This is a genomic window from Bacillus cereus group sp. Bce019, assembly GCF_051781745.1.
Classification (GTDB): Bacteria; Bacillota; Bacilli; order Bacillales; family Bacillaceae_G; genus Bacillus_A; species Bacillus_A cereus.
The window spans coordinates 1-20,146 of record NZ_JBPWJX010000021.1; the positions used below are offsets into that span (position 1 = coordinate 1).

Here is a 20,146-nt window from a genome sequence, read left to right on the forward strand (position 1 = left end):
TTGTTCAATTCCAATCTTCCTACATCTGTATTCGCAAGCGCTGCTGCTTTTTTTACAATTGCGAACGCTCTAATTAAACTTTCATGAATTTTATACCCTGTAATTGGGAAATTTTCAACAGCGCGTAAAGTCTGAATTCCGTAATATGCCTCAATAGGTAATTCCTTTCCTCCCAAAAAATCATTCTCCACTCGCACGTTCTTGTTTGTCATTGCCATTTTAATTTCTCCCCCATATTAAATGTAAAACCTAAATAAATCATATGAAGTCATTACCAATCCTTATCAGATTTTATTGTTAAATCGTAGGCTAAAGGCTCTTCAATAATTTTTTTAATCTCTTCTAATTTATTAGTTTTCCCAAGCGCCCACATCAATTTTGCTATGATGGCTTCCGTATTCATATCTCCAGACAATATTACTTGATGTTGCGCCACTTTCCGTCCTACTTCATAGAGAAGTATGTCTTCTCCTTCTTCCAGGCATTGAGTAGTAATCACTACAGCAATCCCCATTTCAGTCAACTCTTGAATTTTCGAAAGCAAGTTCCTTCCTTCAAAAGGTAATCCACCGTTTCCAAAACTTTCAATAATAATCCCTTTATACAAATCTTTTAAACAATCAAATACCTCAGGCTTTGTACCTGGATACAATTTCATAAGAAAAACATCCGTACATAAATTAGTATTTATTGAAAGTTCACTATGTGAGGAAGTTGGCTTCCAATGATATTTCACTTCATCTTCATTTACCTCAGCAACATATGGATAATTCACACTTTCAAATGCATCATAACTTTTTGTTCGCATTTTAACTGCTCTCGTCCCAATAATCACCCTACTATCAAAAACAATAAACACACCGCCAACATCCTCACAGGCAAACCTAAGAGCATCAGCTACATTTTTCTTTGCGTCTGTCTTTTTAAAACTAATAGGTACTTGTGAACCTGTTAAAACAACTGGTTTTCCTAAACCTTGCAGCATATAAGATAACGCAGAAGATGTATAAGCTAACGTATCCGTTCCATGTGTAATCACAAACCCGTCATAGTCATCATAGTGATTAAAAACAGCATTAGCTATTTCTTTCCAGTGCTCAGGTTGCATATTGGTACTATCAATATTCATTAAGATTTTGCAATCTATTTCTAAGTTTCGAGAAGACTTCGAAAAATAATTCAATAATTCCTCAGCGGACAATCCTGGAACAAGCCCCTCATTCCCCTCCACAGATGCAATTGTCCCACCAGTTGCAAGTAATAAAATTTTCTTCATACACAACCCCTCCATAAAATAAACAACGATATATCGTTCGCGTAATGCGTATTTATATTTATCATTATAGAACTTAATTTGAATTAATCAAGATTTTGTATTCAATACGCGTACTTTTTTTCTATTCTTGATTCTTTTTCTATGTTATAATTAATTTAATAAAATTAGATGGGGTATGAGACGAATGCTGGAACGTTTATCTAAATTAAGAAAAAATCAAAAATGGTCCTTACAAGAGACAGCAGATCGACTTGGGATTGCAAAAAGCACCTATGCCGGGTATGAAAATGGTTATAGATTACCTTCATTACAATCTTTATCAAAAATAGCCGATTTATTTGATACATCTGTAGATTATATATTAGGTCGAATTGAACATTCACATCAAAACAAAGATGTAATTGATATTACAAGACTCCTAAACGATCCAGATCCAACACTTTTAATAGATGGAGAAGCACTGTCAACAGAAGAGATAATAGATTTTATTGCTTTTGTGAGAAGTAAACGAGAACTAAGTTCCAAGAGAATAGAAAATATTGAACCAACATGTAAAAGTTGATTCAATAAAAAACGAAGACACTGTACTCTTTAAACTTAGAAATACTTAGACAATTAATTTGCAAACGGTTTATATAATGAATTCTTAGCAGCTGGCCTCATTCGGGGACTTATACTTGGAAACAATCCCATTGGTTATATGATTCAATTATTTTTCATCATTTGTGTAGTGGTAGCAGCTATTTCCGGAGGTTTCACATCCAATAAATCAATTATCATGAAACAAGGATTTCTCGCTATTTTAGCGTTGCTTGCCCTTTTATCTGTCATATAGAACTAAAACTTTTCAATAAAGGAACTCACTTTTGAAGAATACGCCATTCTTTCTGTAGATTTATAAGAAAGAATGGCGTTTTTGTATGTCTATTTCTGTATCGAAAGAATTTGAAAGTATAACAGAATTTAAACAAGAATTAGCAAAGTATATAAAATACTATAATCATGAAAGAATCAAGGAAAAATAAAAGGAAATGAATCCAGTATTGTACTAGGCTCATTCCCTAGAGGCTACTTAATAAACCGACCTTTCTAACTTTCGGGGGCACAGTCTAGTTGAAGTGCTACAAGCAACGAATTTACTATTTTAAAGTTAAGTGTTTAACCTTGAAGTACTTAAATTCTTTTTTTCAGACAAAGCATACATTATATCTTGATGCTTTATTGTCCTCTTATAATTATGTGGTATCGGGAATTTGTTTCGGTGTTCTTTTATTATAATTATGATTACTATAAGTGATAAAGCTACAGGTATAAAAACGATTAACAAAGCATCTTAATGTTTATGAAATTCTTTGTTAATCGTTGCTCTTCTCCCTAATCTCCTGCGAGACTATATTTTTTTATTAAAATTTTCCATATCTTATTTGATTTATTCTGTAACACCAGATTGGGTTACTTTTACATCAGCTGTTACACGAAAACGTAAATGTTTATAGGATTCTTCCCATTCTTGACTGTTCCATTTTCTTACGTGAGTTCTACCAAGCTTTCTAAGTCCTATAGGATCTGTGTCTTTTTTAATAAATCTCTTTATCAATGTAGTTGCTTTTTTTTCTATTTCTTTTTCCATAATTTTTTCTAATTTTTTTATTTCTTTAGGATTATCTAGATTTTTTGTTTTTGTAAATTCTTGAATTTCAGCTTTAACTTGAATATGAGCATTTACGAATGGATGCTTACTATTCCCCTCCATCTTATATTTTGTTCTAGCTTTTATATTCTCTATCGTGGCGTAAGTATTTGAGGAACCAGGTAGTTTGAATTGGTATGTACCTTGTTTAAAATTATCTGTCAACAATTTAAATACAAATAAATCTTTAGGGTTTACTTTATCAACCATTTTACATCTTTTAAAAAGTGCTATTCCATCTAACTCCAACACATTACCTTTTTTAGATATTATCGGTAAATATGAATCTCTCGCATCATCATTAAGTTGGTTTAAAAACATAAAAAAATTTGTTTTTGGCTGCGTTCCATTATCCATATTTTGCTCCAGTAAAGAGGATAGATAGGAAGCAATTTCTTTTTCTTCAGAATAGTTCCCCTTTAATAGTGATTCCCCTTTTACATTTGTAATTGCTAAATAAATTGCATTTCCTACACTAGGATTTCGGTTCAAAGTCTCTAAAATTTCCTGCATTCCTTTATCAATTATTTTTTGATTAAATATAATAACACGCAATTGCCCCAACTCTAGAGGTCCAGAAGATTTTTCGGATGCTCTTGCAAGAACTTCTCTACCAGTCTGGCCTGATGCTGAATAGATTTTCGTTTCACCTTCCCCGCCTCCTTTATAAGCTGAAATCGCAAAGGTTCCTTTTAGCTTACCTTTTGCTTCGGTATCATATGCCGCAACTTGAACTAAGTCAATGTCATCCACAATTTTCGTTTTAGCACAACCTATTAAGAAGACACTTACTATAAGGAAAAGTATCCATCGCTTCATGTTTATCTCCTTAACTTTATTTTGGCGGTTTGAATTAGCCATAATATAGGTAGGTATACATATATATATACAAAGCCAATTTGACCTGTCCAAGTATTTAATAAGTTAATTTTATTACGGTTATTCAAGAAAAATGATAAAACAAAGATGAACAGGATGATAACTGGCAAAACATATTTTTGCTTTATTCCCAGTGCCTCTTTTATACCACGACTTACTCCCCATAATGTAAAGGAAACATTGGGTAATATAAAAAAAGCCCAAACAGAAACAATAATGTATTCAAACCGCTCTATAAAGGGAAATTGTATAATTTTAATCATACTTAAATATGCCCATATCGCGCTCGCTAGTTGTTTTTCACTAAAAAACGCAAGAGTTAAAATCATAAGGTATGTGTAGACAATAGTCGTTACTAAATTTGCATAGTGCGCATATTTTTGAGACGTTCTTGCCTTTTTAATAAATGGGTAGTATAACAATAACATTTCAAATCCAAAAAAACTAAACATATTTCCTTTCATTCCTTTCATAATTTCTAGGAATGAATGCTGTGCAATTGGAAATAAATTTTGGAAATCTGCATACTGCAAAGGATAAAAAAATGTGAAGATTAGAATGCTTGGGATAACGATTCCAAAGAAGCCGATTCCGGCAACTACACGAAATCCTCCAGTCACAATGTAATAACATAGACCCAAAAAAGCCCCTGCTATAATCCAAGATGAAATGGAAGGAAACATCCAAACATGTACTACTTCTATATAAGTATGTAGTGTTGTTGCACCTAACAATACAATATAAGATAAAAAAATGAAGTTGAACAATCCACCAATCCATTTTCCAAGTACGTCTTGATTGATTGCAATGATATCTCCATTACCCTGATTTAAAATCTGATATATAATCCAAATCATAAGATTAACAGATATTCCAAAAAGCAGCGTGCTAATCCACGCATCATTTCCAACTAATTTTGCACTAATCCTTTCAAAACCAAGCATACCAACCCCCATCTGTATAGTAATAATTAAAAAAAACACCATATATGGAGAGACTTGATACTCAATTGGGATCTGTTTCATAATGCTCCTCCCTGTTAATTTCAATCATCAAAATCATTTCGTGATTTGATTTTATTTTTCTCTACCTCTTCTGGATTAAAACGAAAACGCTGTTTAGATCTTGAAAAAATAGGACGTCGAAACATCGCTGAGATCGGCAAACGGATAATGCTGTCTTTCCAATCTGTAGGGCGTGTAGGATAAAAAGGAAACAAATAAGGACGTCTTAATGATTCTGTACGTAATAAACGTGCTAAAAGCAAAGAACTTGTTAAAACAATTCCTAATAAACCCAACAGGTGTGCAGATATTATAAAAGGAAAACGAATTACTCGAATTGTATTACCAATTCGATATATTGGTGCTGTAAATGAGCTAAGAGCTGAAAGTGCAACAATAATAATAAGTACATTACTTGTAAGACTTGCCTCTACAGATGCCTGTCCAATTACAATACCACCTACTATACCGACAGTTAGACCCACTTTAGTTGGTAGACGTGCCCCCGCTTCTCTCAGTAATTCAATCGTTATTTCTAAAAAAAGCGCTTCAATTAATGGAGGAAAAGGTACTTTACTTCTCGATATGATTAACGTTTCAAGAAGTTCTTTTGGAATAAGCTCGTAATGATATGTTAAGATTGCAACATATAATGGAGTCGTTAAGACAGAAAACATAAAAGCAAAAAGCCTTAATAGACGAAAAAAAGAGGCAATAATCCAAGGCATGGTGTAATCTTCTGTCGTAGAAAAAAAGTCAATTAATGTTGTTGGAAGAGTGATTGCATAAGGTGAGCCATCTACAAAAAGTGCAATTTTCCCTTCTGCCAATACAGCTGCTACACGGTCTGGTCGTTCTGTATTCAAAAATTGAGGAAATATAGAATTCGGGTTGTCTGCAATTAACTGCATCAAATACGTGCTATCCAAAACGTGGTCTGTTTTTATTAGACTCACCCTTTTTATAATTTCTTGTAGATTTTGATCATTTACAATTCCCTCAATATATACAATCGCGACGGTTGTGTTAGATAGAGAGCCTACTTTCGATTCCTTCATTTGTAAATAAGGTGTTGGAAGCTTTCTACGTACTAAATTTAAGTTTACATCTAAATCTTCAACAAACGCGATTTGTGGACCCACGATATTGTATTCAATTTCAGCTTTTGTAATATCTCTTTTTTCTTTCTTTGCCACATTGATTAACAAGCCATTTAATTTATCTGTATCGAACTGAATAAGTATATAGCCGTTTAAAATACTATCCTGAACATCTTCCATTTGATTTGTTATTTTTGAATTTTCAAAGGGTAAGACAGACCGAATATCTTGTAATGAATCGAAGCTCTTCTCTTTTATATAAGTTAAAACCTCTTCATGAAATATATTTACATCGATTAAGGTTCTAAAATATGAAATGACTATAGAGGATTTGTTTGAAGCGATCTCCAACGTTATAAAATCTTTAGATTTTTTTAGTAATTGCATTAATTCCTGCAAAGATTTTATAGAGTGAACAGGTACTTTTTCATGTGGTTTCAATTGATAATACCCTTCCTTTCAAAAAGAACCTATATATAGTTTTTAGAAATTTCTATTTTAAAAATGAGGGATATTTATATGTCAATATGCTCCTTAAAAATAATGCCTTTTTAACTAACTTAACCAAAATTAGTTAAAAAATGTATTACAAGTAAAAATTTGAAATGTCTCCAAGAAAAATTACAATATTAAAAACATCCTTTCTTTTGGTTCTAAAGAAAGGATGTTTTTATAACAGGCTTTTTCAAGTGTCTATTCTATAGGGTACAATTTTACCAGTGTTCTTCTCTTTATTATTTCATTAAGTAACATTAGCATTATATTCTGTATGGTTTCTTAAAAATTTCAGTAAAAGAATATATTAATTTTGAAGTGTACAAATAGGGAGAGTGACTTCAACTGTAGTCCCCTTATTCATTTCACTCTTAATAAATATCTTTCCCTGATGTGTTTCAATGATTTTATAACAGATCATTAATCCTAAGCCAATCCCCTCTTCTTTAATACTATAAAAAGGTTCTCCGAGGTATGGTATACGTTCTTTTGGAATCCCACACCCTTGATCGATAAAACGAATGCTTACTTGATTATTATCAAGTATATTTATTTGAATCAGAATTTCCCCTCCCATCGGCATAGATTCAATTGCATTTTTTAATATATTAACAAATACTTGTTTTAATTGATTTCCTTCACATGAAATCAATGGAATACCAGGGTTAAGATCGATTCTAAATTTTATATTATTCATCATTGCTTGAGGTTGTAGTAGCATTAAAACTTGATCCATTAGCACACTCATATTATTAGGTTGCATTTTTACCACCTGTGGTTTGGCTACCGCCATAAATTCAGTTGTAATGCTCTCTATACGCTCAATCTCTGATGATATTATATTAATATAACCCTGATTATTCTCATTTTCCGTTGATTTTAGTAATTGCATGAACCCTTTCATTGCAGTTAATGGATTATTAATCTCATGAGCCATTACAGTCGCTAATTGTCCTACAACAGCAAGTTTTTCAGATTTTCGTAATAATTCTTCTGTTTTTAGCCGTTCAGTGATATCACGAGAAATACTTAGGAAAACCTTTTTACCATTTAAGTTAAAAACACGAACACTAAACTCAGTTGTTATTACTTTTCCTGTTGGAAAAACATATTCATCTTGCAAAGTGAAGGAAGTTTCTCCCTTTTTAATTTTTTCTAATAGCCTTACGATCATTTGAGAATCTTGTGGTACTATATTTGAAAATGATAATGAGAGCAACTCTTCTCTACTATATCCAAATCTTCTACACCCAACAGGGTTTACCTCAATAAATCGACTTGGAGCATTATCTTCATTTAGCTCTACTACATATACCGCATCAGTTGCTTGTTCAATTAGTGCACGGTACTTCATTTCACTATCTCTTAATTGCTGGTGTAATCGATGTCGTTCTCTTTCTGCTTGTTTTCTTTCAGAGATGTCTCTACATATTGCTGATAAAGCTATCACATTTCCCCTTACATCTAGTATAGGAGAAACTGTCAGACTAACATCAAGAAGACTCCCATCGCTCCTTTGTCTAACAGTTTCTAATCTAGTAACTACAGATTCACCCGTTAGAATTTTCTGAATATTTTCTAGCGATTCTTCCATTAAAAAATCTGGTACACAAGGTAATCTCTTACCTCTGATTTCTTGTGATGACCACCCAAATATCTTTTCATAAGCTTTATTGGCTTGTAAAATATGCCCTTCTCGATCAGAAATGGTAATAGCATCTAGATTGTGCTTTATAAATGATTCCAATAATTCTTTGGTAGCGCTTAATTCTGATTCTACCTTTTTCCTTTCGGTTATATCAACTGTAGAACCAACAACTTCAATAACTTGTCCATTTCGTTTAATCGGCCTAAGCGCAATAAGAATAATAGTTTTATCATTTGGCCAAGGTAATTCAAATATAATTTCTTTTCCTTCCCATGCCTGAAGATAGTACTTCATCAATTGTGGAACTAAATGTGGAGGAACAATAGAAGCATCAATAGTACGTAAGCTTTTTCCTACCACCTGTTCAGAATAAAATCCGTTTTGATAATAAAACTGTCCATCACATAAAGTGTGTATAAAGTGCTTATCCACTTTTTTAAATTTAAAAATTCCTCCTTGAAGCTCATGTACGGTATCTGCAAGTCCTTGCTTCGATTTTTTTAATTCTTGATTCATTTTAGATAAGTCCTGTGTTAAATAATACAATCTCTGGTAGGCTTCCATAAGAAATAGCCCAATTAAAAGTCCTAACGCTATATATAATAAGCCTCCTGTGTAAAGTAATGTAGTATTAAATAATACGCCAACTAACCACTTTATTCCAATAAAAACAGAAAAATCTAGCGATGCACTTTTAAAAGGATGTAGTTTTTTAAAATAAGTTTTAAAAGTAGAAAATAGAATCCCCATACCTAAATAAGCAATCACAGGAGGTTCCCAATACCCTCCAGTGTAAAAGATACGCATTACAATTATGCTAATTAACGTAATCCAACCAGCAATACGACCAAAGTAAATAAAAGATAGAATAAGAGGAACAACTCGAAGATCGTAGGAAAATCCCATGTATGGAAAAGAAAAGAACATTAACGTAACTGCAATAATCCCTCCATAGAGCTTTTCGAAATATCGACTAGAATTAATTGTAAACACTTGAATAAATATTGCTGCGCTAACTAATAAAGAAAAAATAGAAAGGTTGATGAAATAATCTTTAATAATCATGTAATGTCCCTCCTTGCATTAAGTGTATTCGACAAAAAAGCTAAAAATCCTACAAATTGTATAAACAGTTCAAATGCATAAATTTTAAACTAGGATAAAATCTGGAAAAGTAAATAAGGAGCACAGCAGATGAGATATTTTAATGAAAAATAGTTCAAAAAAGATAATAGTAACCGTTGACTACTATTATCTTTTTTCTTTAAGTTATCGTAATACGTATGAAACTCTAAGGGACGTGGTATGTCATTTCATCAAACAATGATTATATCCTGAGTCATGAATATAGAAATTTCAGCAGTAATTTTTGAAAAATAACATAAAAAACAAAACTATCTTTGAAAATGGAAAAAATCTATATGAATGTCAACTAATCTATGTACAAAAACGTTCACTTAATTTTGCATAAAATCACTCCACTTAGGAAGCTAAGTAATTCTTCAAGGTCGATAAGAACATCTGTAGATGCTTCAGGATAACTACATAATTGTATGGGTAATGTACTTGAAACCTTTCGGTAAAACCATACACATAATACAACTAACTCCTTGGTTCAATATTTACTTTTTCGCTGAACAAATTCTTTTTCTTGAGCAAAATATTCTAGGATATAAGGAGATTTTTCGATTAACTTGGTGTCTAGTTTATTCTCCAGCTCCAATTACTTCGTTACTTTCAGATTCAGTTCATTATATTTTGTACTTTGTCTTTATACACAACATATTCTTTACCATCCACTACTGCTACTACCGCAAATTCATCATTTGGATTGAATGAAAGCCAATCAGCCCACATGTTAGTATTAGCCCCTCCACTCCACATATTATGAACAGTGTTTTTCGTTAAATTCATAACTTTATAAGACGCATTTGGCGCATTTGTTCCAGTCTTTATTTCAAAAGTGTATGCGTTATGAATTTTTTTATAAAAGTAGAAAACGTTTGATGGACGAAGCTGATTCAAAAAATCCTGTTCTTTTTTCTCTGCAATTTTTATCCCTTCTTGCAAAGTGACAACATCTGTTTTTAATGTTTTCCAACTGTTTTTCGCTGCATTCAAGCTAGGGGTTAAGAATTTATATTTATTTTGATCAGCTTTTTGATCAGCTTTATCAATATGTCCCAGTACACCCGAATATTGAGAATCTAAATCCTCCCATTGCGTAGACATATAAGTAAGAGCAGTGATAGCACTATCAAGCATACTATGCATATCACTAATATTATGAAATGCAACTCCAACTACACGATTCAATGTTATTTTATAATCTACAGTCTGACGCAATTTTGCTAATTCAGGTTCTAGCCAACCTAACTTACCTCTTGCATCACCTATCATTATGCCACCAGCAATCAAGGTTGGAATAAAGGGGATTTTCACCATGTCTAACCCCTTAGATTCTATGTCTTTCTCATATTTTACTTGTCCTAAAAGGTCCTCTAGACGCTTTTGGTCCGCCTCCACATCAGCACCTTGGTTTTTTAAAATCGATTGCAATGTCTCTTTATGACTTCCAAATGTTCTAACATCTTCTCCAATAGCATTTTTTAATTGAATTAATTCTTCTATTAATGCTTTTGCAGACTTTTGATTTTGTTGAATTCCTCCCTGTAGATCTTTAATCCCTTTTTTTAAAGTATCTCCATTTCCAGTATTGATCGCCTCTACTAATGTTTCATAATGATTTTCAAATTTTGTATCGTATTCTATAATGCCTGTCAATGTATCAAAAAGTTGTTTTTTTACTTGTGTATTCCATGTAACAGCATGTGCTCTTGCATTCTTTTGATCTTGTACAATTTTACTAGGTAAATCTGCATTTCCATTAATAGTTATTCCTTCAAAACTCACATCTGGATTATTAATTAGCAAATAAGAATATTCATTCATAGCTTTTGCAAATAAACCAGCATCTTGCAAAGCTTTTTTCATCTGTTCTTCATTTGCTGAAAGAGATATATTTTCAATGTTCGTTTGTTCAATTTCAATTGCAAAAGTTTCTAGTGGTATGACTGCATAAGTAGTTGTTATAGTTAAAAACGCTGATATAGCGAGTAGTTTATTAGGGATTTTTTTCATCATTTCGTATTCCTCCTATATAAGGTATGGTTTCAAGTTCTAATCTTATTAAAAAGCGATGTCTTTCAAAATGAGTTCTACATCTTTTATCAGTATCGTTTGAACTTTCTTTAGCAGCCTTCAAATCATTAAGTATTAAAGAAAATGTATATAATCTACTTCAAATTAACCGATTCTGTTGCAAATTTTAAAAAAGCAATTAAACTACAAGGTTATTTTTTATTCGAATCATACTTATATATAATTGAAAGGCGAAGTCTTTAATGAGACTCCGCCTTTCTGTTATATAAGGATTTATTAATTATTACTTTTCTGTTTAACAGTGTAATCATAGACTTTCCATGTTTTAGTTCACTTTACAACAGAATTAATATTTCCCTATTTTTGTGGAGTAACAGTTTCCACTTTTAATTCCTTTATTCCTTCTTTTAATGTAACAGCATCTGTTCGTAATGTTTTCCAACTGTCTTTCGCTGCATTTAAATTAGGTTTTAAGAATTTAAATTTATTTTGATCGGCTTTTTGAGCTGCATTCTCAATATGCCCTAGAACGCCCGAATATTGAGAATCTAAATCATGCCACTGCGTGGACATATAAGTAAGAGCGTTAATGGCATCATCAAGCGCCTTGTGCATTTCATTAATATTACTGTAAGCAACTCCAACTACACGATTTAAGGTTACTTTATAATCCACGGTCTGACGTAATTCTGCTAATAAAGGCTCTAACTTACCTAAATTATCCCTTGCTACTCCCACTATAATACCACCAATTATTGGTAGACCCAAAATAGCACCCTTCATTACATTAAACCCATCAGATTCTAATTGTTTATAATAGTTTACTGATCCTAATACTTCTTCTAGACGCTTTTGATCGGCATCAACATCTGCACCTTGATTTTTTAAAATTGACTGCAAGAGCTCTTTATTACTTCCAAAAGCTCTAACATCATGTCCAATAGAGTCTCTTAATTTAGTTAATTCTTCTATTAGTTGTTGTGCATACTTTTGATTTTGTTGAATTTCACCTCGCAAATCTGTAATCCCTTCTTTTAAAGTTTCTCCATCCCCTGTATTAATCGCTTCTACCATTGTTTCATAATAATTGTCAAATGTTGTATCGTATTCAACAATACCATTCAATGTATCTAAAAGCTGTTTTTTTACTTTCGTATCCCAAGTAACAGCATGTGACCTTGCATTCTTTTGATCTTGTACGATTCTACCAGGTAAATCTACATATCCATTAATGGTAATTCCCTCAAAATTCACATCAGGATTCTTAATTAACATATAAGAATAGGCATTCATAGATTTTGCAAATAATCCAGCCTTTTGCAAGGTCTCTTTCATTCTCGCTTCATTTGCAGAAAGAGCCGTATCTCCATTATTCGTTTGTTCAATTTCACTTGCAAAAGTTGTTACTGGTGAAACTACATTAGCGGTTGTAATAGTTAATAGCGTCGATACAGCTAGTAATTTATAAGGGATTTTTTTTATCATTTCATTTTCCTCCAATTTAGGTTTTATATTTCAGTTCTACTCCTGTTTAAAAGCAATATCTTTTGAAATAAATTCTGCATCTTTATGAATATCATTCCAACTTTCTTTAGCGGCTTTTAAATCATCTGGTATTAAAGAGAATTTGTGGTCTTGCATAGAATCGATATTATCCAGTAAATCTGTATAATTTGCGCCCATTGTATTCCATTGCTTTTGAATATTTGTTAGAGACAATATCGCTTGATCTACAGTCTGATATAAATATGCCAATGTTTCTTTCGCGTTAGTAAGCGAAAGAACTGCTTGATTAGCACGATCTGCTTTCATACTTAATTCTCCGATTTTATTAGAAATTTCATTATAGGAGTCCATATGCTTAGATGCTGTGACACCAGCCGCAGTTCCTAGACCGATACCAGCTGCACCAAGAGCTGAAAGTCCACCAACAACAGCCGGTGTTGCTGTACCGCCCGTTACAACAATAACTACCGCTCCTCCAATAGCTGCAATAACTAAAATAGCTGCTCCCAATCCACCACCAATTGACCATGCTAATACATCATCAAAATGTTTTTTCTGAGTAGAACGAAGTTGCTCAATTTCAGCTTGAAGTTGTGGAATCGTTGCCTGTTGACCTGCTAATATTGCAGTTAATCCACCTTTCCCATCTGGACCACCAACATTATTTTTAAAATCTGTAGAATTTTGATATAGTTTCCCTTTGAAGTCTTGTAGCATCTTAATCACATCTGTAACTTCTTTTGAATTTGTATTGATTGTAGTAATTAAATCATTTATACCCTCTTTTAGACCTGCCTTATCTTTCTTTTGTACAGTTTCTACTAATGTGTCGTAATAATTTTGAAATTGTTCATCGTAATTTACAATATTACGAGCAGTTTTTTGAATCTGTGGCTTCGCTGTATCTAACCAGTAATTCGCATTGATTCGTGACAGCTCTTGATTAAGGTGAATATTTTTGAGCAACTCTCCCCCCTCTGAGCCTAAATCGATATTAGATAAATTTACATTTGGTTGCTTAATCATTGTTTTTGCGTATAAATCCATTACTAGAATATGAGACCCTGTTTCAGCCAATGCTTTCTTCAGTCCTTCGGGGCCTAATGCATAATTGCCTACTTTTTGTTCTTGAGCGGTCGTTTCTTGTGCAAATGCATGAATAGTGTTACCGGTAGTAGCAGTTATAACAGTTGCTAATGTAGCTAAAGTTAGTACTTTGAATGGAAATTTTTTCATGACTATTCTCCTTCTTTCGCTAAATGCTTATACTCTTTATAGATTTCCAAAAACGTAATATCAAAATTTATATACTTGCTCTTCAAGGTAACTTATTACATTTTTTAATTGTCTTAATGTATCTTTTTGAGACTGCTCGTTAGTTGTATCAACATTAGTAGATAATTTTGTAATGCTATTTTTTATTAGATTTAAATCTTCTTTATAGCGCTTTAGTAGATCAAGTTCTACATCTACTTGATTTGCAAACGTATGCAAATCATTTTGTGTAAGAAGAAGCATTGATTTTTGTAAATCAGCTATTGATAATTTCGTTGTTAAATCATATATTTTTTGATTTTGTTTCTCTAAATCATCTAAATATGCTCGCTGCTCTGCTGTTAATTTATTTACTTCAGCAAAAACGCCAAATGTTTTCTTAATCTTTTCGGTATCAATGACCTTCATCAGGTCATACTCTTGTGTTTTTGCTGCGGCTGCGGCTGCTATTTCACCTTGTTTGCTTTTCTCAATTGCTTCACGAGCTGCTTTTTTTGCTGATTCAATCTCTAGAGCAGTTTTACCTTGCTCTGTTGCTTCTTGCACTGCTTTTTTCTCAGCTTCTAGAATAGAGTTGTTAATTTCTTTTCCTTTGTTATACGCTGCCACCCCTGCTTGAGCAGCTGGTTCAATAATTTCTTTTGAAAGACTATAAACTTCTTTGAATATAGCAAATCCCTGTTCATTTAAAGCCCCTGGTATTAATGCAATTTGCTGTAAATCATTTTGAATTGCTTTTTTGGTATTTAATATTTCATTTTTTAACTGGTCTATTTTTCCTGTTCCATCTGTACTTAGTATGCCTTGAGCAGTTGCCACATTGGTATCAAAATCTTTTAATTTTTTATCAAGCTGTAATTTAAGATCTGTTAATTCATTGATTTGCCGTTGCGTATTTTCTTGATTCGTCATAGCCATTTCTTGAAGTACTTCAAGTCTATCCGAAAACCCTTCTCTATCTTCTTTATTGTCTACAAACGATTTTAATGTCGGGTAATAGCTATTAAATTTTGTTACAAATCCTTTACTTTTTGAATTTAATAGAATTAACTGTGGATAGAGTTCCGATGACCATTCCTTCATATCTTGTTTGATTAGGAATTGATTTGTATTTAAAGCTGTGACTTCCTCTAACTGTACATTAGGACTCATTAAAGATTGATCAATATACGTTTGGATTAATTTAGATTGCGCACCTAATTTTCGTAATGAAGAGGAAATATCCATGCCTTCCTGTTGAGTTTCCGCTTGAACGGTTGGTGTTGCGAGAGTATTGATAGGAATATTTCCTCCAGTTACAATGGATGTGACTAATAATCCTGTAATTATTTTAGTTTTCATTCCGTACACTCCTTTACCATTGTTTTTATAACTTAATTCATATAACTTGTACGACCTCTCTCTTTGTAAACTAGTTAAGAAGGAGAAATCTTTCAGATAGGGTAATATCGTTAGTTTTTACTTCTAATAGGATGTAAGGATTTTATTTATCTCTCATTTCGATACTCTATTTTTTTAAATATAAATAACAAAAATTTATTAACTATATTTGAATCAGGCACCCTATGAGTAGTAAATTATTAATTCTTTCCTAGAATTGCGGTTTAACCTACAGAATCGTGAGGATCAATAAACCAATGCTTACAGTTAATCTTGTCATAACATTGTTTAATTTAAATTTAATAATATTACTCTTAGTTTTATCAGCAAACTCCTTACTAGACTACAAAAGGTGGAATTATGCTGTACATCGCTTATACTTTTATTGCGGAATAACTTCACTTTTGTTATGCAGAAACTTAGAACACGTTTATTACAAATTTGATTCTTGACCTCTTGTAAATAAATTGACTATTTATAAAATTATTAACGACATAATGTTACTTACAACTTCACTATAATTCCTATTAGCGTAACCTTATCCTTTCTGTCTGGTCATACCAGTTATGTTGTTCATTAAAACATTAAATTTTTAATGCGTAAATAGAAAAATTTTGTCGATTACGCTCGATAATTTACTGTTAAATAAAAATATGCCCCGAAAAAAATTATATAAATATAGTTATTCGTAAATTTCATTTCTGTAATTGTAATGATTACAAATTAATGTGTATACGGTTAAAAATAACTATTTTAGCTCAACCAAGAAATTTTATTTTAGAAAAAATACTTATAGAATAATATAATAGGTCTTTTTATACTTTTTTACCTTTATTTAGTTATGTATAATTGCATAAAATGTAGATATATTTAGTAATATATGTTATATTGTTGTTTTTTTACAAAACATTTTAATATCATTATTAACAAATATACAATATGAAGATATTAGTCTATAAACTTATCATCGTTATAAACATAGGTTTTAAATTACAAAAAAGCTGCAAAGCTTACTTGAAACACTTTGCAGCCTTCTGTCTTTTTGTTTTCTTTAGCAAAATAATGGTTAGTGAATTTTCATTTTTGGGGATACTTATACCCATGTTTAAGTCTTTACATTGGAGACAGCAGATAACAAGCTTATATTACTGTATATTTTTCACGGTACTGCCTAGGAGTCATACTAGTGATTTTTTTGAAAACTCTTATAAAATAACTTTGGTCATTAAAGTTAAGCCAAGCACAGATATCTGATAACGAATAAGTAGTGAGTGTTAATAATTTCTTTGCTTCTTCCACTCGTTCCCTTTGAATATATTCGCTTAAAGTAATTCCCATTTCTTTTTTAAATAGTTTAGACAGATAAGTAGGCGTAATTTCTAAATGATTAGCAAGTTCATTCAGAGATATTCCATCGTAAACATTTTTATTAATATGTTTTATACATGTAGTAACCGCGTAAGAATACTTTTTTGCATTGTATTCTTTCACACGATCTGCAAAAGTACGTAAAGCATCCCCTGACAATCGCTTTACAGATTCTACATTATCTAATTGTTCCAGGGTTTGTATATATAAAATACTATGAGCAAAAGCAATATCTGGTGGCAGGTTTCCTTCTATTGCATATCGAGTGGCTAAGGTAATCGCAATAATTCCAAGGTTTTTTTGATTCCTGAGCGGATCCTCTATTAGCATAAGTTCAACATCTTCTTGCGAAACCGCATACATATACTGTATTAACTTTTTTTTATTCCCTTCTTTAATAGTCGAAAAGAAATCATTTACTAATGCCATATTGTGCGTTTTAGGTTTGTTTTGTCGGCGTTTTAAAATATATAAATCAGGTTTCACATTTTTATTAGGAATTTCCTCTAGTACTTTATTTTTTTCCAAGACAATATCTACATCTAACTTTTCATTGAAAATCATGTAATGTAATAAAATTCCCATATCAATTAATGTAGTTTTTTTAATCTCAGATAAACACTGATAATAGGCAAGTCTTTCTTGAATGTTATCATTTGATTTAAATTCTTTCTGAAATTTTATGATCATATCATCTGAATCTTTTGGATGTATAGTAGGACCGATTATGATAGTCCCTTTAATATCATCATGATTTTCTATATGAATTAGAACAAAATTTTCAAGATAGTTGTTACTTCGGAAAAGTGGCAAGTTAAAGGGATCGTTTTCTTGATAAATATCAGTAAGATGTTCTTCTTTTGAAGAATAAAAAGGACTACAAACATTATCAGATGTAGAATGATATAAAATTTTTTTGTCTGCAGATAAAATATGTACAGGGGCATTAAATGCTTTATGTGCAAGATCACACAAGTGTTGTATATCGATAGAAGTATTCATTACATTCTCCTTTATAGATCCATAAAATATATTCTGTTAGATATAATTCACGACAAATAATACTATAAAATATCAAATTAGTACAATTCACAACAAAATATTACTATATCTTTTTTATAAAAATCATATATTATTTAATTGTAGTTAGCATCTAAATATCAGAGTAGATAAGTAAAGTAAAGGAAATAAGCTAAGTTCTTTTCTTAATTCTACAAAATATAATTATTGAACTTGAGAAAATAGTGAAGTACTACAAAATACAGTGGTAGTCAATGCGAGGACCAAGCTGGAAAAAGATTTAAAATAAAGCGAAGTAACAGGAGATACTGTACCACCGCAAGAAACAACAGTCAAAGTTCCAATTCAATCACTTATACAAATTGAATTCAAAAAAATAAATACTGCTAATTTAAATATGAAACTGAAAAACTATTTTGCTCCAAATTTTAAAAAAAAGATAATAAAGAAGTTGTGAAATTGGAAACAGATGAAAGCGATACGGCTATTTTTGAAGCACTATGCTTTGAAAAGTACAAGGTGGAGGAAATTCAAGTACTCAACTAAACATTTAATTGAGAGAAAGGTCTTTTCATCAACTAAAAATAAAAAAACGAATGGGATTTTCAAAAAAATGACACTATATTACTGGTCGCAACATTAGTTTACTTTCCACAAAAGAGGAAAATATATATAGACTTTACAAATACTAAAAATAGCAAACTAGATAGTTTTAGTACCGCATCACATAAAGTGAAACTTTAATCAGTGGGGGTTTTGTTCATCCCCACTGATTATTAGCCCACACCAATCGGGCTTTTACGGGCAGCCCGCCCCCCACCTAACTTCTTTGCTTCCGCTGAATTTTGAGGTGGGGGTCTTACTGCCCGGCAAATAGCGAGATAAACTTATTATTAATTTCCAAATACAATAGTTGTTAATCAACAAAAAATTTCAATAACCAAGATGCACAGTAAATTGACCTCAAAACAATTCTTACTACAATATCAGGTTTTGCTTATTCTATAAAAAAAGAAATATCACTAAAAAACTATTCCTTTATATCGATTTAGACATAAAACATTTTATTATATCGGCTTAAGTATTATGAAATTAAAATTGCAAATAACACCAAAACTCTTTTAAAGGCTCATACATCGTTCATATCGGGTTGATTATCTTTTGATACCTATGTCATTAACACAAATAAAAAAGTTTATTACAAAGGAATCTGAGAGGTTTTTTCAATTTCGAAATTTATTTTTTTGTAAATTAAAGGAAAAATAATCCATATATATATACGGATTATTTTCTTAGTGTAGTCTGTATTGACCTGTTAACTGTTTTTCAGCCATTCAAACTAAGCGTTTTGTAATCTCTCCACCGATCCGAACCATTTGCAGATGATGTGATGTATCAGGTCCCCGTGTGACCCCTAGTTCAAAAGCACTTTCATACTTCATTTGCTCAATAGTACTTGTAGTAGCAGAAATAAGAATTTCATTTGTATTACTTTCGTATCTTTGAATATTTATAAATAACATGTACCTAATTATGCTATTTACGCATGAATAACCTAATTTATTCCAGTATTTTTTATAGGAACCCTTTCCCTCCCCTTATTTCACCAATTAAATTTGAAACACAAATGTACATTGCATTTCAATATAACAATAAAAGCTACAAAAGCAACGAATTTACTATTTTAAAGTTAAGTGTTTAACCTTTAAGTACTTAAATTCTTTTTTCCAGATAAAGCATACATTATATCTTGATGTTTTATTGTCCTCTTATAATTATGTGGTATCGGGAATTTATTTCGGTGTTCTTTTATTATAATTAAAGTTTGAAGTTCTATGCTCAATACTTTTGCGAGAACATGATAGTTATATCCATTGTTTAACAGAGAAATTATGTCATAAAACATAGTTTTTCCGCCTACTAATTTTACCAATCTATTCTTTAACTCATCCCTTTTTTCTTTAGCTTCCTCAATTTCTAACAACATAGATTTTTTATTTGTTTGCTTAATGTATTGAGTATATAACTCTGGGAATTCTTTTTGGACTTCTTTGTTTAATACTGGTTTATATTTAATCATATAAGTAACTTGTAACAAAGAGCGTTTTAACAAACTATCTTCAATGAGATACGCTACTTTATTAAATAAATGTACATATTCCTCAATATTGGAATAACTATTAAAATGAGCTAATACTCTACTTTTTATACTAAAAGCCTTGCCTACATAAATAATATTGTCATTATAATCTTTAATGAAATAAATACCACTGTCAGATTTTTTTAATTTATTATCAAATTCTTCTATACTCATAAAATGCAATTCACTCATACTTCTCTCTC

The 20,146-nt window shown here is 31.4% G+C and carries 13 protein-coding genes and 5 pseudogenes; 4 read left to right on the forward strand and 14 right to left on the reverse strand.

Annotated elements, in window-relative coordinates:
- Nucleotides 1-218, reverse strand: a pseudogene (locus tag ACS2QP_RS22540) (lyase family protein); the annotation flags it as partial.
- A 53-nt stretch (nucleotides 219-271) separates the two neighbouring features.
- Entirely contained in the window at nucleotides 272-1,276 is a 1,005-nt protein-coding gene (gene ansA / locus ACS2QP_RS22545; protein ID WP_063536773.1) for an asparaginase, read from the reverse strand.
- 184 nt (nucleotides 1,277-1,460) lie between these two features.
- Between ansA and ansR the strand changes: the two genes are divergently transcribed.
- From ansR to ACS2QP_RS22560, 3 genes and pseudogenes are all read left to right on the forward strand, one after another.
- The gene (ansR, locus tag ACS2QP_RS22550; protein WP_000893569.1) at nucleotides 1,461-1,838 is read left to right on the forward strand and encodes an HTH-type transcriptional regulator AnsR; all 378 of its coding nucleotides are present in this window, start codon (nucleotides 1,461-1,463) and stop codon (nucleotides 1,836-1,838) included.
- A gap of 57 nt (nucleotides 1,839-1,895) precedes the next feature.
- Nucleotides 1,896-2,111: pseudogene (locus tag ACS2QP_RS22555) on the forward strand (DUF1304 domain-containing protein); the annotation flags it as partial.
- Between the two features lie 103 nt (nucleotides 2,112-2,214).
- A pseudogene (locus ACS2QP_RS22560) lies at nucleotides 2,215-2,301 on the forward strand (IS3 family transposase); the annotation flags it as partial.
- 404 nt (nucleotides 2,302-2,705) lie between these two features.
- Here ACS2QP_RS22560 and ACS2QP_RS22565 read toward each other — a convergent pair.
- The 10 genes and pseudogenes from ACS2QP_RS22565 to ACS2QP_RS22610 all read right to left on the reverse strand — a co-directional run bounded on the left by ACS2QP_RS22565 (nucleotide 2,706) and on the right by ACS2QP_RS22610 (nucleotide 17,785).
- The gene (locus tag ACS2QP_RS22565; RefSeq protein ID WP_326263596.1) at nucleotides 2,706-3,785 is read right to left on the reverse strand and encodes a Ger(x)C family spore germination protein; all 1,080 of its coding nucleotides are present in this window, start codon (nucleotides 3,783-3,785) and stop codon (nucleotides 2,706-2,708) included.
- A gap of 2 nt (nucleotides 3,786-3,787) precedes the next feature.
- Nucleotides 3,788-4,870: a GerAB/ArcD/ProY family transporter gene (locus ACS2QP_RS22570; protein WP_000809697.1), complete on the reverse strand. Its 1,083-nt coding sequence runs from the start codon at nucleotides 4,868-4,870 to the stop codon at nucleotides 3,788-3,790.
- A 20-nt stretch (nucleotides 4,871-4,890) separates the two neighbouring features.
- Nucleotides 4,891-6,390, reverse strand: a complete 1,500-nt coding sequence (locus ACS2QP_RS22575; protein ID WP_438882871.1) for a spore germination protein — start codon at nucleotides 6,388-6,390, stop codon at nucleotides 4,891-4,893.
- A 361-nt stretch (nucleotides 6,391-6,751) separates the two neighbouring features.
- Nucleotides 6,752-9,157 carry a PAS domain S-box protein gene (locus ACS2QP_RS22580; RefSeq protein WP_438882872.1) on the reverse strand — a complete coding sequence of 802 codons (2,406 nt, stop codon included), beginning with the start codon at nucleotides 9,155-9,157 and terminating at the stop codon, nucleotides 6,752-6,754.
- Nucleotides 9,158-9,587: 430 nt separating this feature from the next.
- Nucleotides 9,588-9,815, reverse strand: a pseudogene (locus ACS2QP_RS22585) (hypothetical protein); the annotation flags it as partial.
- A gap of 20 nt (nucleotides 9,816-9,835) precedes the next feature.
- On the reverse strand, nucleotides 9,836-11,236 hold the full coding sequence (gene hblB / locus ACS2QP_RS22590) for a hemolysin BL regulatory component HblB (protein WP_438882873.1): 1,401 nt from the start codon (nucleotides 11,234-11,236) through the stop codon (nucleotides 9,836-9,838).
- 375 nt (nucleotides 11,237-11,611) lie between these two features.
- Entirely contained in the window at nucleotides 11,612-12,739 is a 1,128-nt protein-coding gene (gene hblA / locus ACS2QP_RS22595; RefSeq protein ID WP_000591975.1) for a hemolysin BL binding component B, read from the reverse strand.
- 36 nt (nucleotides 12,740-12,775) lie between these two features.
- Nucleotides 12,776-13,996, reverse strand: coding sequence for a hemolytic enterotoxin HBL lytic component L1 (gene hblD / locus ACS2QP_RS22600; RefSeq protein ID WP_000714435.1), 1,221 nt, complete (start codon nucleotides 13,994-13,996; stop codon nucleotides 12,776-12,778).
- Nucleotides 13,997-14,056: 60 nt separating this feature from the next.
- Nucleotides 14,057-15,376, reverse strand: a complete 1,320-nt coding sequence (gene hblC / locus ACS2QP_RS22605) for a hemolytic enterotoxin HBL lytic component L2 (protein WP_074619122.1) — start codon at nucleotides 15,374-15,376, stop codon at nucleotides 14,057-14,059.
- 1,179 nt (nucleotides 15,377-16,555) lie between these two features.
- Nucleotides 16,556-17,785 (reverse strand): helix-turn-helix domain-containing protein, encoded by a 1,230-nt coding sequence (locus tag ACS2QP_RS22610; RefSeq protein WP_001097903.1) that lies wholly within the window; start codon nucleotides 17,783-17,785, stop codon nucleotides 16,556-16,558.
- A gap of 434 nt (nucleotides 17,786-18,219) precedes the next feature.
- Between ACS2QP_RS22610 and ACS2QP_RS22615 the strand changes: the two are divergent.
- Nucleotides 18,220-18,349, forward strand: a pseudogene (locus tag ACS2QP_RS22615) (peptidase).
- Between the two features lie 788 nt (nucleotides 18,350-19,137).
- Here the strand turns inward: ACS2QP_RS22615 and ACS2QP_RS22620 are convergent.
- A complete protein-coding gene (locus ACS2QP_RS22620; RefSeq protein ID WP_000897408.1) occupies nucleotides 19,138-19,326 on the reverse strand; it encodes a small, acid-soluble spore protein, alpha/beta type in 189 nt (62 codons plus the stop codon).
- A gap of 182 nt (nucleotides 19,327-19,508) precedes the next feature.
- On the reverse strand, nucleotides 19,509-20,135 hold the full coding sequence (locus ACS2QP_RS22625) for a nucleotide excision repair endonuclease (RefSeq protein WP_438882874.1): 627 nt from the start codon (nucleotides 20,133-20,135) through the stop codon (nucleotides 19,509-19,511).
- Nucleotides 20,136-20,146: the final 11 nt, after the last annotated feature.

Excerpts from the sequence above, each read along its gene's own strand:
- hblB (WP_438882873.1), bottom strand. The coding sequence starts at position 11,236 with ATGATGAAAAAAATCCCTAATAAACTACTCGCTATATCAGCGTTTTTA.
- ACS2QP_RS22580 (WP_438882872.1), bottom strand. The coding sequence starts at position 9,157 with ATGATTATTAAAGATTATTTCATCAACCTTTCTATTTTTTCTTTATTA.
- ACS2QP_RS22610 (WP_001097903.1), bottom strand. The coding sequence starts at position 17,785 with ATGAATACTTCTATCGATATACAACACTTGTGTGATCTTGCACATAAA.
- hblA (WP_000591975.1), bottom strand. The coding sequence starts at position 12,739 with ATGATAAAAAAAATCCCTTATAAATTACTAGCTGTATCGACGCTATTA.
- hblC (WP_074619122.1), bottom strand. The coding sequence starts at position 15,376 with ATGAAAACTAAAATAATTACAGGATTATTAGTCACATCCATTGTAACT.
- ACS2QP_RS22625 (WP_438882874.1), bottom strand. The coding sequence starts at position 20,135 with ATGAGTGAATTGCATTTTATGAGTATAGAAGAATTTGATAATAAATTA.
- ansR (WP_000893569.1), top strand. The coding sequence starts at position 1,461 with ATGCTGGAACGTTTATCTAAATTAAGAAAAAATCAAAAATGGTCCTTA.
- ansA (WP_063536773.1), bottom strand. The coding sequence starts at position 1,276 with ATGAAGAAAATTTTATTACTTGCAACTGGTGGGACAATTGCATCTGTG.
- ACS2QP_RS22570 (WP_000809697.1), bottom strand. The coding sequence starts at position 4,870 with ATGAAACAGATCCCAATTGAGTATCAAGTCTCTCCATATATGGTGTTT.
- ACS2QP_RS22620 (WP_000897408.1), bottom strand. The coding sequence starts at position 19,326 with ATGTTATTTATAAATATTCAAAGATACGAAAGTAATACAAATGAAATT.
- hblD (WP_000714435.1), bottom strand. The coding sequence starts at position 13,996 with ATGAAAAAATTTCCATTCAAAGTACTAACTTTAGCTACATTAGCAACT.
- ACS2QP_RS22565 (WP_326263596.1), bottom strand. The coding sequence starts at position 3,785 with ATGAAGCGATGGATACTTTTCCTTATAGTAAGTGTCTTCTTAATAGGT.